This is a genomic window from Pseudomonas sp. GL-R-26, from assembly GCF_019947365.1.
Classification (GTDB): Bacteria; Pseudomonadota; Gammaproteobacteria; order Pseudomonadales; family Pseudomonadaceae; genus Aquipseudomonas.
Genome location: NZ_JAGYGI010000032.1, coordinates 48,998 through 60,991 on the forward strand (window position 1 = coordinate 48,998; position 11,994 = coordinate 60,991).

At 59.6% G+C, this 11,994-nt stretch carries 14 protein-coding genes; 5 read left to right on the plus strand and 9 right to left on the minus strand.

What is annotated here, in order from left to right:
* Positions 1 to 17: 17 nt before the first annotated feature.
* The 5 genes from KGA96_RS25145 to KGA96_RS25165 form a co-directional block, all read right to left on the minus strand.
* A complete protein-coding gene (locus tag KGA96_RS25145; protein WP_046040552.1) occupies positions 18 to 590 on the minus strand; it encodes a DUF6162 family protein in 573 nt (190 codons plus the stop codon).
* On the minus strand, positions 587 to 916 hold the full coding sequence (locus tag KGA96_RS25150) for a hypothetical protein (RefSeq protein ID WP_046040551.1): 330 nt from the start codon (positions 914 to 916) through the stop codon (positions 587 to 589). Before KGA96_RS25150 ends, KGA96_RS25145 begins: the two co-directional genes overlap by 4 nt.
* On the minus strand, positions 913 to 1,455 hold the full coding sequence (locus tag KGA96_RS25155) for a hypothetical protein (protein ID WP_046040550.1): 543 nt from the start codon (positions 1,453 to 1,455) through the stop codon (positions 913 to 915). The genes KGA96_RS25150 and KGA96_RS25155 overlap by 4 nt, the downstream gene beginning before the upstream one ends.
* The gene (locus KGA96_RS25160; protein WP_046040549.1) at positions 1,452 to 2,654 is read right to left on the minus strand and encodes a PepSY-associated TM helix domain-containing protein; all 1,203 of its coding nucleotides are present in this window, start codon (positions 2,652 to 2,654) and stop codon (positions 1,452 to 1,454) included. The genes KGA96_RS25155 and KGA96_RS25160 overlap by 4 nt, the downstream gene beginning before the upstream one ends.
* A 288-nt stretch (positions 2,655 to 2,942) precedes the next feature.
* The gene (locus KGA96_RS25165; RefSeq protein WP_046040548.1) at positions 2,943 to 3,401 is read right to left on the minus strand and encodes a VOC family protein; all 459 of its coding nucleotides are present in this window, start codon (positions 3,399 to 3,401) and stop codon (positions 2,943 to 2,945) included.
* Between the two features lie 288 nt (positions 3,402 to 3,689).
* On the opposite strand from KGA96_RS25165, the gene KGA96_RS25170 reads away from it, so the two are divergent.
* The 4 genes from KGA96_RS25170 to KGA96_RS25185 all read left to right on the plus strand — a co-directional run bounded on the left by KGA96_RS25170 (position 3,690) and on the right by KGA96_RS25185 (position 7,913).
* Complete coding sequence (locus KGA96_RS25170) at positions 3,690 to 3,959, plus strand: lipoprotein (RefSeq protein ID WP_046040546.1); 270 nt, start codon at positions 3,690 to 3,692, stop codon at positions 3,957 to 3,959.
* Between the two features lie 101 nt (positions 3,960 to 4,060).
* Positions 4,061 to 4,675: a LysE family translocator gene (locus tag KGA96_RS25175; RefSeq protein ID WP_046040543.1), complete on the plus strand. Its 615-nt coding sequence runs from the start codon at positions 4,061 to 4,063 to the stop codon at positions 4,673 to 4,675.
* Between the two features lie 206 nt (positions 4,676 to 4,881).
* On the plus strand, positions 4,882 to 6,039 hold the full coding sequence (locus KGA96_RS25180; RefSeq protein ID WP_223515289.1) for a cysteine desulfurase family protein: 1,158 nt from the start codon (positions 4,882 to 4,884) through the stop codon (positions 6,037 to 6,039).
* Between the two features lie 65 nt (positions 6,040 to 6,104).
* Complete coding sequence (locus KGA96_RS25185) at positions 6,105 to 7,913, plus strand: aminopeptidase P family protein (RefSeq protein WP_046040540.1); 1,809 nt, start codon at positions 6,105 to 6,107, stop codon at positions 7,911 to 7,913.
* 158 nt (positions 7,914 to 8,071) lie between these two features.
* On the opposite strand, the gene KGA96_RS25190 is transcribed toward KGA96_RS25185, so the two are convergent.
* Together KGA96_RS25190 and KGA96_RS25195 are read right to left on the minus strand one after the other, a co-directional pair.
* On the minus strand, positions 8,072 to 8,662 hold the full coding sequence (locus KGA96_RS25190; RefSeq protein WP_046040537.1) for a 2-hydroxychromene-2-carboxylate isomerase: 591 nt from the start codon (positions 8,660 to 8,662) through the stop codon (positions 8,072 to 8,074).
* A 36-nt stretch (positions 8,663 to 8,698) separates the two neighbouring features.
* A complete protein-coding gene (locus KGA96_RS25195; protein ID WP_046040535.1) occupies positions 8,699 to 9,427 on the minus strand; it encodes an SDR family oxidoreductase in 729 nt (242 codons plus the stop codon).
* Between the two features lie 93 nt (positions 9,428 to 9,520).
* Here KGA96_RS25195 and KGA96_RS25200 point away from each other — a divergent pair, with 93 nt between their 5' ends.
* The gene (locus KGA96_RS25200) at positions 9,521 to 10,081 is read left to right on the plus strand and encodes a TetR/AcrR family transcriptional regulator (RefSeq protein WP_046040532.1); all 561 of its coding nucleotides are present in this window, start codon (positions 9,521 to 9,523) and stop codon (positions 10,079 to 10,081) included.
* A gap of 14 nt (positions 10,082 to 10,095) precedes the next feature.
* Here the strand turns inward: KGA96_RS25200 and KGA96_RS25205 are convergent, their stop codons facing one another.
* Positions 10,096 to 10,377: a hypothetical protein gene (locus tag KGA96_RS25205; RefSeq protein ID WP_046040530.1), complete on the minus strand. Its 282-nt coding sequence runs from the start codon at positions 10,375 to 10,377 to the stop codon at positions 10,096 to 10,098.
* A 169-nt stretch (positions 10,378 to 10,546) separates the two neighbouring features.
* Positions 10,547 to 11,434: a threonine/homoserine exporter RhtA gene (rhtA, locus tag KGA96_RS25210; RefSeq protein WP_223515291.1), complete on the minus strand. Its 888-nt coding sequence runs from the start codon at positions 11,432 to 11,434 to the stop codon at positions 10,547 to 10,549.
* Positions 11,435 to 11,994 lie beyond the last annotated feature (560 nt).

Sequence of the window (11,994 nt, forward strand, 5' to 3'; positions counted from 1 at the left end):
CGGAAAAAGGCGAGGGTTCAGTGCCGGTGCTGGCGGGTCACGCCGGCATCGAATTGCGCGACGACCTGCTGCCAGCCGGCGCTTTCGAGCGCGACGTCGCTGAGGTCGGCCGGTGCCGTGAGCGTGCTGGCGCGGTTGAGCCAGATGTCCGGTGCACCATTGGCTGCGGCCAGACGCATCAGGAATGAACCGGTGACCGTCGGCGTCTGGCTCTGGCCGAAATAGGCCTTGGCGTCGAGCAATTGCCAGGCATGGCCGCCCCGGCTGACGGAGCTGGCATCCTGGGCAAACGGGGCAAAACCTTCCTCGGCGAGGGCCTCGGGAGTCGGCAACGTTTGCTGCTCCTGGCGCAGCAAATGGATCTCGTCCAGCGTCACCCGCAGATCGGCATAGATACCTTGCTCGGATGCACTGAGGTCACGGCGCGCATCCAGTTGATGGCTGCTGACGCTGCTCACCTCAAGGGACTCACCGCGCCAGAGCACCACCGAGCCGGCCACCGTCAAGATCATCAGGCACAACAGCAGAACGTAGAGGGTTTCGTGACCGGCACCGGCCGGGCGCACGACTTGGGTCGTTGGAGTGCTCATGGTGCCTCGATGTCCGCTTGGTCTATTTCCACGACGTGACCGGGACCGGCATCGAACAGCACATAGAACTCGGTGCCGGGCTTCTTGAAGGTCAGGGTCGAATCAGGCCCGAGCTTGCCCGGCACCAGGATGGTTTCGTCGTAGCCGATCACATCGAGGGTCACGCCCGGAGCGCCGCTGCCGTCGGAAAAACCGCCGGTGCACTTGATCTGCTCCGCGTCGATGGCCTTGCATTCGCACATCGGGTTGTGGGCCAGGGCGCTGGGGCTGAAGCCGGCGCAGAGCACCAGCAACAGGGTGTTGAGCGGGCGAAGAGGGTTGATCATGGTTTGCCTCCTTGTTTGTTCAACCAGGCGATGGTGGCGGGGGAGGCCTGGCTCAAAGGAATGGATGCCTGATGCATGGCGCCGTCCCAGCCTTCCATGGTGATCCACAGTTCGGCGTCGGCCGTGGTCTTTTCCGGGACGGGCAGCGAAGCGCCCATGCGGTACGGGGCGCCGAAGAAAATCACCCCGGCGGCGCGCAGGCTGCGGGGCTTGCCGATGCGCAGGTAAGTGGCCTTGACCTGGCCGATACAGGCCTCGCACAGCGCGGCGTTGAAACCCTTCATGTAGCCGGCGGGGCCTTCGAGCATCGGGGCTGAATTGCGCAATTCCGCCAGGCGCAGGCTCCAGGGACCGACCCGGACTTCGCCGACTTCCCGTTCGCCAAGGCCACTGTCGCCGCGCATCAATGCCTCGTCGGCAAAGTACTTGGGCATGAAACCAAGTGGAATCAGCAGCAACAGGACGTTCAGGTGAAAGCGCCATTTGTGCCAGAACAGACTCAGGCGCGAGGGTTGCGGGGCTGCAATGTCTTTGCTCACAGTTCGACCCCCGACACTTCGTTATTCGTGGCCGGTTGTATCGCGGTGTCGAGCTGTTTCTTGTTGTTGCGTTTGAAGGCATTGGCCGTGGCCAGCGCCGTGCGCTTGGTCCAGATCAGCAGGCCGCTGAGCACCATCATGCTCAGCAAAAGGCCGAAGAATGCCCAGATCAGCTTGATCCACAGTCCGCCGAAATCGCCGGTGTGCAGCGGGCGCATGGACTCGGTGACGAACTCCAGGGCCGAACGGTCCGAGATCAGGCGCGAGGCGGCGATTTCGCCGTTGTACGGGTTGATGGTGGCGGTCTGGAACATCAAGGGATACCAACCGCGTCCGCCGACATCCAGGTGGCTGTAGGCATTACCCGGCAGGCTGACGAAACTGGCCTCCAGCCCGGAGATTTCCTGGGTGGCGATTTCAATCGCGCGATCAAGGTCGATACGCGGTGGGGGCGAGCCATCGGCTGACAGCGGCACCGCTTCGCGGGACATCGCCGGGATGATCTGTTCCGTGGAAATGGAAATCTGGTTATCGGACAGCAATGCCTGGATCAGGAACCAGGTGCCGGTGACGGAAATCACCGCGATGAACCAGATCGACCAGATGCCGCTCAAGCGGTGAAAGTCGCCCCAGAAAATCCGCGCGCCGTGGCGAATGCGCAGGGTCGGACGGAAGAAGCCTTTCCAGAAGCGTTTGTAGACCACCAGCCCGGTGATCAGCGACGCCAGCAATGGCAAGCCGAGAAACGACACCAGGTACCAGCCCCAACTGTAACCATTGGTGAACGGCACCAGCCACCAAGCGTGCAGGGCGCGGGTGAAGGCGCGGAAGTTGAACTCCGGCGCGACACCCTGGATCACGCCGCTGTACGGATTGACATAAATCACCACCGAGCGCCCGTCGGGGTAGCTGACTTCGACATCCAGGGCGAAGTGCGACTCGTCGGGGCGGCTGATGCTCTGCACCACGGTCTGCGGTTCGGCCCTGTTGATGGCCTCGATGACCTGCTGGTAGCTGAGCAGCGGAGCATCGTCCGAGGGCTGGCTGGCGCGCATTGGCGGGTTGGCCAGCCAGACGATCTCCTGGCTGATGACGGCCAGGGTTCCGGTCACACAGACGATCAGCACGAAAAACCAGATCGGCAATGCCAGCCAACTATGGACCAGGAACCAGATTTTTGAACGGGACTTCTTTGACATGTTGGAGGTCTTGGCTCGATGAGAGGCAGCTCGGCTGCGGGCTTCGCAGGGATGAGCGCCCTGAAGGTCCAGTCGTGGCTTTTGCCTACGCGAAAGGACTGCATCTAGGTAGGACGGATGAGCAGGGGAAATCCCGAAAGGGGAAATGAAAGAAAATGTTTCTCATTGCCGATATTTGTGGGCGGGCTTGCTTGCGCAAGTGATCAGCAAGTCGGCGGTGCTGTTGAAGGCGGGGTCCCTGTTGGAGCGAGCCTGCTCGAGAAGCGGCCCGCTCCAACACCTGGGATTTCAACTTTGGGCAAACATCTCCTTCGCCCGTTGCTCGATCTGTTCCTGGGTCAGGTCTTCCTTGCGCGTGGCCAGGAACCACAGGTGCCCGTAGGGATCCTTCAAGGTGCCCGAACGGTCGCCGTAAAACTGATCCTTGACCTCCGATACAACGGTTGCGCCGGCATCGATCGCCTGTTTATAGGACTTGTCGACATCCGTTACGTACAAATGCAGACCCACGGACGGCGAGTTGTCCGGGTTGCTCAGCGGCCCTTGATCACACGGTGTGCCCAGCATGATCGGGCAATCGCCGATGCGCAGTTCAGCGTGGCCGACACTGCCACCGGGCATGTCCAGGCGCATGATTTCAACGGCGCCAAAGGCTTTTTTGTAGAACGCGATGGCTTCGGCGGCTTTGTTGATGCCCAGATAGGGGGTGACGCTGTGATACCCCTCTGGAATGGGTTTGACGCTCATGATGGATCTCCCTGTTGTTGTTTTGTGAATGGAAAGTACCTGTGCCGTTGTACGACCGAATAAATATAGGCCAGCCTTTTTCGCCTCACCGACTGCCCGACGAGCAGCAGCGCCATTCAAGTGCCATCAGGCCGGCTCCAACCAGTGCGCTCCCGGCCCGCGTTCTCCCGGCAATCGACAATGATCGCCATTTCTTGATAGCCACTATTGAAAGCGTTGATTTCTGCTGGCCGGGAGGCGCGAGTAGCCTGTGTTCATTGCCTTGAACCCAGTCGCCAGGACGCCAAAATGAAACCGATGATTGCCACTTTGCTGATGCTCGCCGTCTCAGTACTCACCGGATGTGCCAGCCATGTTTCCCCTGAGCTTCGGCCTTACACGGCTGAAGAAAGCAAGGAACTGGCACTGGAGGCGCTGAACCGCCGCGGTCTGTCCTTCGACGAATACCACGCGAAAAAAGCCGAACTGCTCGGCCAGCCGCAAAAGTCGTTCAACTTCGACAATCAGGGTGAAATGAACGCCGGGCGATCTGTACAGCTTCACGGTCGTTCAAGCTGAAGCGAAACTGTACTGCTCCAAGTTTCGCGTAACTGTCCATGGGTTTCGTCCGGGGTGTGCGATAGGGTCAACACCTGACCGACCCTGACGGACTGCCACCCATGACGCTCTCACTCGACCTGCTGCTGGGCTTCGCCCTGTTTGCCCTCGTCACCTCGATCACACCCGGCCCGAACAACACCATGTTGCTGGCATCCGGGGTGAACTTCGGCTTCAACCGCACGATTCCGCACATGCTCGGCATCACTTGTGGCTTCTTTGTACTGGTGGTGGCGGTCGGCTTTGGCCTTGGTGCGGTATTCAAGACTTACCCTTTGCTCTACACCGTTCTGCGTTATGCGGGGGCGGCGTATCTGCTGTATCTGGCGTGGAAAATCGCCCATTCCGGGCCCATGTCGGAGAGTCAGCAGGGCGAGGCGAAACCGATCAGCTATCTGGGTGCCGCCGCGTTCCAGTGGGTCAATCCCAAGGCCTGGATCATGGCCATTGGCGCCATCAGCACCTACACACCGATGCAGGGTTACTTCACGAATGTGATCGTGATCGCGGCCGTCTTTGCGATCATCAACCTGCCGAGCGTCGGTGTCTGGGCCGCTTGCGGCACGCTGTTGCGCAATGTTCTGAAAGATCGCCGCTGGCTGCGCCTGTTCAATTGGGGCATGGCCGCGCTGCTCGTGGGTTCGCTGTATCCGCTGTTGCTCGAAAGCTTTAGCTGACGCATTGCTTCAACCGCTTGCCCGATGCCTGTTAAGCTGAGTTTTCAGGAGCGTTCCTACGCACTATTAAATGAAGTAGTTCTTCTTTAACGGCATCCGATCAGGTATTGGTAGCGTTCTGAAAACAGCGCGCAGCTCACAAGGCTGCGCTTTGCCGTTTGCAGTCACGAGCTTCCTGATCCCGGAACACGCTCTGCGAGTCTTTTATGAATAAACGTCCGTTGTATTTCGATTACGCCGCCACCACGCCGGTGGATGAGCGGGTCATCAAGGTGATGGTCGAGTGTCTGGGCTTTACCGGCAATTTCGGAAACCCGGCCTCCAGCTCCCACGTCTTCGGCCAGCAGGCCCGGCAATCGGTCGAACAGGCGCGACACCAGGTCGCCGAACTGGTCGGCGCGACGCCCGGGCAGATCGTCTGGACCTCCGGCGCCACCGAATCCAACAACCTTGCGCTCAAAGGCGTGACCCAGGCCCGCGGCACTGGCGGCGGCCATATCATCACCAGCCAGATCGAACACAAGGCCATTCTTGATACCGCCAGGCAACTGCAGGATGCCGGTGTCGCGGTGACCTATCTGGTGCCGGACGCCGAGGGCCGGATCACCGCGCAAGCGGTCAGCGAAGCCATGCGCGAGGACACCTTCCTGGTGTCGCTGATGCTGGTCAACAACGAACTGGGTACCCTCAACGACATTCCCGCCATCGGTCAGGTCGTGCGTGATCGCGGGGCTTTGTTCCATGTCGACGCCGCACAGGGCGCGGGCAAAGTGGCGATCGATCTCGGGCAGTGGCCGGTGGACCTGATGTCGTTTTCCGCGCACAAGCTCTATGGCCCCAAAGGTATCGGCGCGTTGTACGTCGGTCCGCGTGCACAACAGCGTTTGCAGGCGCAGATCCATGGCGGCGGGCATGAGGGCGGTTTGCGTTCCGGCACACTGGCGACCCATCAGATTGTGGCCATGGGCGCGGCCTTTGCATTGGCGGCGGCTGCGTTCGATGAAGAGAAAGCCACCATCGTGCGTTTGCGTGAACGCTTGCTCGAGCAATTGCAGAGTATTCCCGGCGTGCGTCTCAACGGCAGCCCGACCCAGCGCATTCCCCATACCCTGAGTCTTACCTTCAGCGAAGGCGAGTTCAACCCGGCGGCGTTGCTGGCCTCGATCGCGTTTTCCGCGACGTCGGCCTGCAATTCCGCGAGCAATACCCCATCCCATGTACTGCTGGCCCTGGGGCTCGATGCCCGCTCGGCCGGCCGCACCATCCGCTTGAGCCTCGGGCGTTTCACCACCGAGCAGGACATCGACCAGGCGGTTCAACTGATCAAGGCAGCCTGCGCCAGTGCTCCGGCATTCTGGCAATAGGGCGACGAAGTGCCGACGTTGATCGGCACTCAACAATAATGAACAAGTGATTAGCAGGAGACACGATGAATACGCAGCTTTCGATCAATGGCTCGGTGCCCCAGCGCCTGGCGCAAACCCGCGAACTGATGAGCCGGGAGGGCATTCACGCCTTGCTGGTGCCGTCGGCCGACCCGCACCTGTCCGAATACCTGCCGGGTTACTGGCAAGGGCGCCAGTGGTTGTCGGGTTTCCATGGTTCGGTCGGCACCCTGATCGTGACCCCGGACTTTGCCGGCGTCTGGGCCGACAGCCGTTATTGGGAGCAGGCGACCAAGGAACTCAAGGGCAGCGGTATTGATCTGGTCAAGCTGCAACCGGGTCAACCCGGGCCACTGGAATGGCTGGCCGAGCAAACCCCCGAGGGTGGCGTTGTCGCAGTCGACGGCGCGGTCATGGCCGTGGCTTCGGCACGGACCCTGGGCACCAAGCTTGAAGAGCGCGGCGCTCGCCTGCGCACCGACATCGATCTGTTGAGCGGCGTCTGGAGCGACCGCCCAGGCCTGCCGAACGAACCGATCTATCAGCACCTGCCTCCACAGGCGACCGTCAGCCGTGGCGAAAAACTCGCCAAACTGCGTGAAACCCTTCAGGCGCGGGGTGCCGACTGGCATTTCATCGCCACCCTGGATGATATCGCCTGGCTGTTCAACCTGCGTGGCGGCGACGTGTCGTTCAACCCGGTGTTTGTTTCTTTCGCCCTGATCAATCAACAGCAGGCCACGCTGTTTGTCGCCTTGAGCAAAGTCAGCGCCGAGCTGCGCGCCATCCTCGAACAGGACGGCGTGACCTTGCGCGATTACAGCGAGGTCGCCGCCGCACTGCGCGCCGTGCCGAGCGGTGCGAGCCTGCAAGTCGACCCGGCGCGGGTCACGGCGGGGTTGCTGGACAACCTGAACAGCGGGGTGAAGCTGATCGAAGGCCTGAACCCGACCACCCTGGCCAAATCGCAAAAAAGCCTGGCCGATGCCGAACACATCCGTCAGGCCATGGAACAGGACGGCGCAGCGCTGTGCGAATTCTTCGCCTGGCTGGACTCGGCGTTGGGGCGTGAGCGCATCACCGAACTGACCATTGATGAAAAACTCACCGCCGCCCGTGAGCGCCGTCCGGATTATGTGTCGCTGAGCTTCAATACCATCGCCGCGTTCAACGCTAATGGCGCGATGCCGCACTACCACGCCACCGAAGAAGAACACGCGGTGATCGAAGGGGACGGTCTGCTGCTGATCGACTCCGGCGGCCAGTACCTGGGCGGCACCACCGACATCACGCGGATGGTTGCGGTGGGCACACCGACCGATGAGCAAAAACGTGATTGCACCCGCGTGCTCAAGGGCGTGATTGCCTTGTCCCGCGCGCAGTTCCCGAAAGGCATCCTGTCGCCGCTGCTCGATGCCATCGCCCGTGCGCCCATCTGGGCGGAAAGTGTCGACTACGGTCACGGCACCGGTCATGGCGTCGGTTACTTCCTGAACGTCCACGAAGGTCCGCAAGTCATCGCTTATCAGGCCGCACCTGCACCGCAAACCGCGATGCAACCCGGCATGATCACGTCCATTGAACCGGGCACCTATCGTCCGGGTCGTTGGGGTGTGCGGATCGAAAACCTGGCGATGAACCGTGAGGCAGGCAAAAGCGAATTCGGCGAGTTCCTCAAGTTCGAAACCCTGACCCTGTGCCCGATAGATACGCGCTGCCTGGAAACCTCGCTGCTGTCGGTCGAGGAAAAGCAGTGGTTCAACGCCTACCACGCCGAAGTGCGCGAGCGCCTGAGTCCGTTGGTCGAGGATGCCGCGCTTGAGTGGCTCAATACCCGCACCGCGGCTATCTGATTGGCTGTAGCCCGGGCGCTGTCTCCAGCGCTTGGCTTATTTAGTCGACAAAGGCTCTGCCCCTGGCGAATTGGCGACGATTCGCCGGGGCAAACCACAAAAACCGCCCATCTGCGGCTCTTGTCGGGAGCGGCGACGGGGCGGTTGGTGGTCGGGGCTTAGCTCAAGGCTTCGAGCACGAAGTCCAGTCGATCCTGGCCGAAGTACAGCTGGTTATCGACAAACATGCTGGGTACGCCGAATACGCCGCGCTGCACCGCTTTCTCGGTGTTGTCCTTGAGCGTTGCCTTGACTGTTTCGTCGGCGGTCAGTGCCAGCACTTCATTGGGATCGAAACCGTTGTCGCTCAACACCGCCGCCACGGTTGCCGGGTCATTGAGGTTGCGGCCTTCGACCCACAGGGCCTTGAACAGGCAGTCAATGAAGGCGACAAAACGCTCGGGATGGTGCAATTGAATGCCGGTCACGGCACGCATCAGCAACAGGGTGTTGATCGGGAAGTGCGGATTGAATTTCAGTGGCACGCCGTAGCGTCGGGCATAACGGTCGAGGTCCTGAATCATGTGGCGGCCCTTGGCCGGAATGGTCGCCGGTGAGGCGTTGCCCGTGGCCTTGAACACACCGCCGAGCAGGATCGGGATGTAGATCAGTTGGCTGTCGGTTTGCTCACAGATTGCCGGTAGCTGGGTGTACGCCAGGTAGGTGGTGGGGCTGCCCAGGTCAAAAAGGAATTCCACGGTTTTGCTCATGTTCTGTGCACTCTGCTTATTGTTGTAGGGGAGGGCTTACCAGCGTTCGCTCCAGGGGCGCAGGTCCAGTTCGAAAGTCCAGGCGTCGCGGGGCTGGCTGTGCAGGTACCAGTAATTCTCGGCAATGTGTTCGGGGTTGAGGATGCCGTCCTGATCCTTGGTCGCGTATTTCTCTGGGAAGCTGTCGCGGATGAAATCGGTATCGATGGCGCCGTCGACGACGACATGGGCAACGTGAATGTTCATCGGGCCGAGTTCTCGGGCCATGCTTTGCGCCAGCGCACGAATGCCGTGCTTGGCACCGGCAAATGCGGCGAACCCGGCTGCGCCACGCAGGCCAGCAGTGGCACCGGTGAACAGAATCGTGCCCCGCTGGCGCTTGGCCATGCGAATGGCCACTTCACGCGCATTGAGAAAACCGGAAAAGCAGGCCATTTCCCAGATCTTGAAATACTTGCGTGCAGTTTCTTCGAGAATGCTGCACGGCACGTTGGCACCGATGTTGAAGACAAATGCCTCGATGGGGCCGATCTCGCTTTCGATCTGCTCGACCAGTGCTACCACATCATCTTCCTTGCGGGCATCGCAGGCGAAACCGTGGGCCTCGCCACCATCGGCCTTGATGGCATCCACAAGTGGCTGGAGCTTGTCCGCACTGCGCCGGGTGACGCAGGCAACAAAACCCTCCTGGGCAAAACGCTTGGCAATGGCGCCGCCCGTGGCATCACCTGCACCGACGACCAGTACGACCTTCTTGTTATTCATGGGTAGATCCCTTTTGGTAAACGATCGTTAACTAAACGAACGTTATGCTATGATTCGACAGACGTCAAGACGAGCAATCCAGGGGGAAGGACAATGCGTTATTCGGCCAGTCACAAGCTGGAAACCAGGCAAAGGCTGCTGGAAAGCAGTGCGGTATCGGCCAAGAAGTCCGGATTTTCAACGGTGGGCGTGGACGGCCTGATGAAAGCGATTGGCTTGAGTGGCGGCGCCTTCTATAGCCATTTCTCGTCGAAAGACGAGCTGTTCGCAAGCATTGTCGAGCGTGAGTTGGGACAAAGCCTGACGCGACTGGGGGAGGGGCAGGACCGTGACAAGCTTGAGCGCTGCTTGAAACAGTACCTGAGTATGTCTCACGTCGAGAATCCGGAATCCGGTTGTGCATTACCGGCATTGGGGGCGGAAATTTCCCGTTCCGACGTGACTGTCCGCCAGCAGGCAGAGCACTGGATTTGTCGGCTTCAGGAAAGTTGGGCGGGTGTCCTGCAAAGCGACAGCCTGGCGTGGGCGATTCTGTCGCAATGTATTGGCGCGCTGGTCGTGGCGCGCATGCTGGCTAGCCCGGATATCCAGCGCACAGTGCTGAAGTCCAGCTACGAGGAAATTGGCCGTCAGATCGCCAGTCCGAGGACCTGACGCAACGGCCCTGCCTATTTGCAGATGACAATCATGCTGCGGCTGGTATAGCCCGCAGGATTGAGGCCAAACGGATAATCGCCGGGCTCTTCCACGGCATCTCCCGACTTGGCGATGACCTTGTACCCCTTGGGTGCGCAGGAATTGGCGGCGCTGTCGTAGCATTTGTCCCAGGACGAAGACAGTCCGGAACAGTTGATGTGTAGCCCTTTCTTGCCGTGCTTGATCTGAGTTTCCGAGGTCGCTGCGCAGCCCGCAATTGCAAGTACGGCGATCAGTATCAACATTCGTTTCATTACTGTCCTTATAGCGTCCCCGGATCTTGTGCCCGGGTCTGGCTGCATTCGCTTTCGCTAGACGCGTACCGATATCCCTTTCTGAAATTGTCCGTGGTATGACTCTGGGTTGCGAGGCTAAACATGGCCTAATTGAGCGGCAAATACCAGACCCGTGACATATCAGCTCTCAATCTGCCGCTACTGCTGGCCTGGTGGCAGAGCTCAAGGTCATGGTGGCACCGACGGATGCCAGAATGATGCACATGATTGCCATCCACTGTGACAGCGAGAGGTATTCGTGAAGGAACAGCAAGCCAGATAGCGCGCCGAAGGCAGGCTCGATACTCATCAGTGTGCCGAAGGTCCTGGCCGGCATGCGGGTCAGTGCGACCATCTCCAGTGTGTAGGGGAGGGCCGTGGACAAGATGGCGACGCCGAGGGCTATAGGGATCAATGACGGACTCAGCAGAGCGGAACCTGCATGGACAATACCTATGGGGGCTACGAAGAGCGCAGCGATCATTACCCCCAGCGCGGCGGTTTGCACGCCATTGTCGGCCCCGGCTTTTTGCCCGAACAAAATGTACAGTGCCCAGCAGACCCCGGCACCCAAGGCATAACCGGTGCCTACGAGATCGATGCCGGCGGTCGCTTCTCCCGTCGGTATCAGTAACAGTAAGCCGACGGCAGCCAGTGCGATCCACAAAAAGTCGATCGCGCGACGCGAGGAGTAGATCGCCACCGCCAGCGGGCCGGTGAATTCAAGCGCCACCGCGATGCCCAGCGGGACGGTTTGCAACGACATATAGAAGAGGAAGTTCATGCCGCCCAGCGCCATCCCGTAGACGATGACGGTGCGCAGGGACCTTGCGGTGAGTTTTGCCCGCCATGGACGCAATATCAGCATCATGATCACGCTGGCAAAAATCAGTCGTAATGTTGTCGTCCCCTGTGGGCCGACAACGGAGAACATGCTTTTGGCCAGGGAGGCTCCGGACTGGATCGACGCCATGGCTATGAGCAGCAGCCCAACCGAGAACAGGGTAGAAGCTAGGCTGCGAGGCTGATCATTCATTACGTGGCATCGTCCAAAATATAGGCATCTAGGGTATTTCTATTTGTGTTGGGCAATATACTGCGCATTCCCTGCTGGCGCGTCTATATATAAGCAGTGTTTTTGCACATATCGATAGAAACCCGAATCAGTGCTTGACGGCAGATTCTGGAGGCCTATAATTCGCCCCACTTCCGGCGCAGTCGAAACGGAAAACTCCTTGGTAAACAAAGAGTTACGCAGTTTTCGACAGCGGGTTGCTTCAGTTCATCGAAGCCGAAAGGGAGTTGAAAAAGAGGTGTTGACAGCAGCGTGTAACGCTGTAGAATTCGCCTCCCGCTGACGAGAGATCTGAAGCGCAAGTGGTTGAAGTTGTTAAAGATTTCCAAGCGAAACTTTGAAAGCTTCTGAAAATAATCACTTGACAGCAAATGAGGCTGCTGTAGAATGCGCGCCTCGGTTGAGACGAAAGATCTTAACCAACCGCTCTTTAACAACTGAATCAAGCAATTCGTGTGGGTGCTTGTGGAGTCAGACTGCTAGTCAACAGATTATCAGCATCACAAGTTACTCCGCGAGAA

Bases quoted from the DNA above. Each gene is read 5' to 3' on its own strand.
- KGA96_RS25150 (WP_046040551.1), bottom strand. From the start codon at position 916: ATGATCAACCCTCTTCGCCCGCTCAACACCCTGTTGCTGGTGCTCTGC.
- KGA96_RS25190 (WP_046040537.1), bottom strand. From the start codon at position 8,662: ATGAGCAAAACCGTGGAATTCCTTTTTGACCTGGGCAGCCCCACCACC.
- KGA96_RS25195 (WP_046040535.1), bottom strand. From the start codon at position 9,427: ATGAATAACAAGAAGGTCGTACTGGTCGTCGGTGCAGGTGATGCCACG.
- KGA96_RS25205 (WP_046040530.1), bottom strand. From the start codon at position 10,377: ATGAAACGAATGTTGATACTGATCGCCGTACTTGCAATTGCGGGCTGC.
- KGA96_RS25185 (WP_046040540.1), top strand. From the start codon at position 6,105: ATGAATACGCAGCTTTCGATCAATGGCTCGGTGCCCCAGCGCCTGGCG.
- KGA96_RS25200 (WP_046040532.1), top strand. From the start codon at position 9,521: ATGCGTTATTCGGCCAGTCACAAGCTGGAAACCAGGCAAAGGCTGCTG.
- KGA96_RS25180 (WP_223515289.1), top strand. From the start codon at position 4,882: ATGAATAAACGTCCGTTGTATTTCGATTACGCCGCCACCACGCCGGTG.
- KGA96_RS25165 (WP_046040548.1), bottom strand. From the start codon at position 3,401: ATGAGCGTCAAACCCATTCCAGAGGGGTATCACAGCGTCACCCCCTAT.
- KGA96_RS25160 (WP_046040549.1), bottom strand. From the start codon at position 2,654: ATGTCAAAGAAGTCCCGTTCAAAAATCTGGTTCCTGGTCCATAGTTGG.
- KGA96_RS25175 (WP_046040543.1), top strand. From the start codon at position 4,061: ATGACGCTCTCACTCGACCTGCTGCTGGGCTTCGCCCTGTTTGCCCTC.
- KGA96_RS25145 (WP_046040552.1), bottom strand. From the start codon at position 590: ATGAGCACTCCAACGACCCAAGTCGTGCGCCCGGCCGGTGCCGGTCAC.
- rhtA (WP_223515291.1), bottom strand. From the start codon at position 11,434: ATGAATGATCAGCCTCGCAGCCTAGCTTCTACCCTGTTCTCGGTTGGG.
- KGA96_RS25170 (WP_046040546.1), top strand. From the start codon at position 3,690: ATGAAACCGATGATTGCCACTTTGCTGATGCTCGCCGTCTCAGTACTC.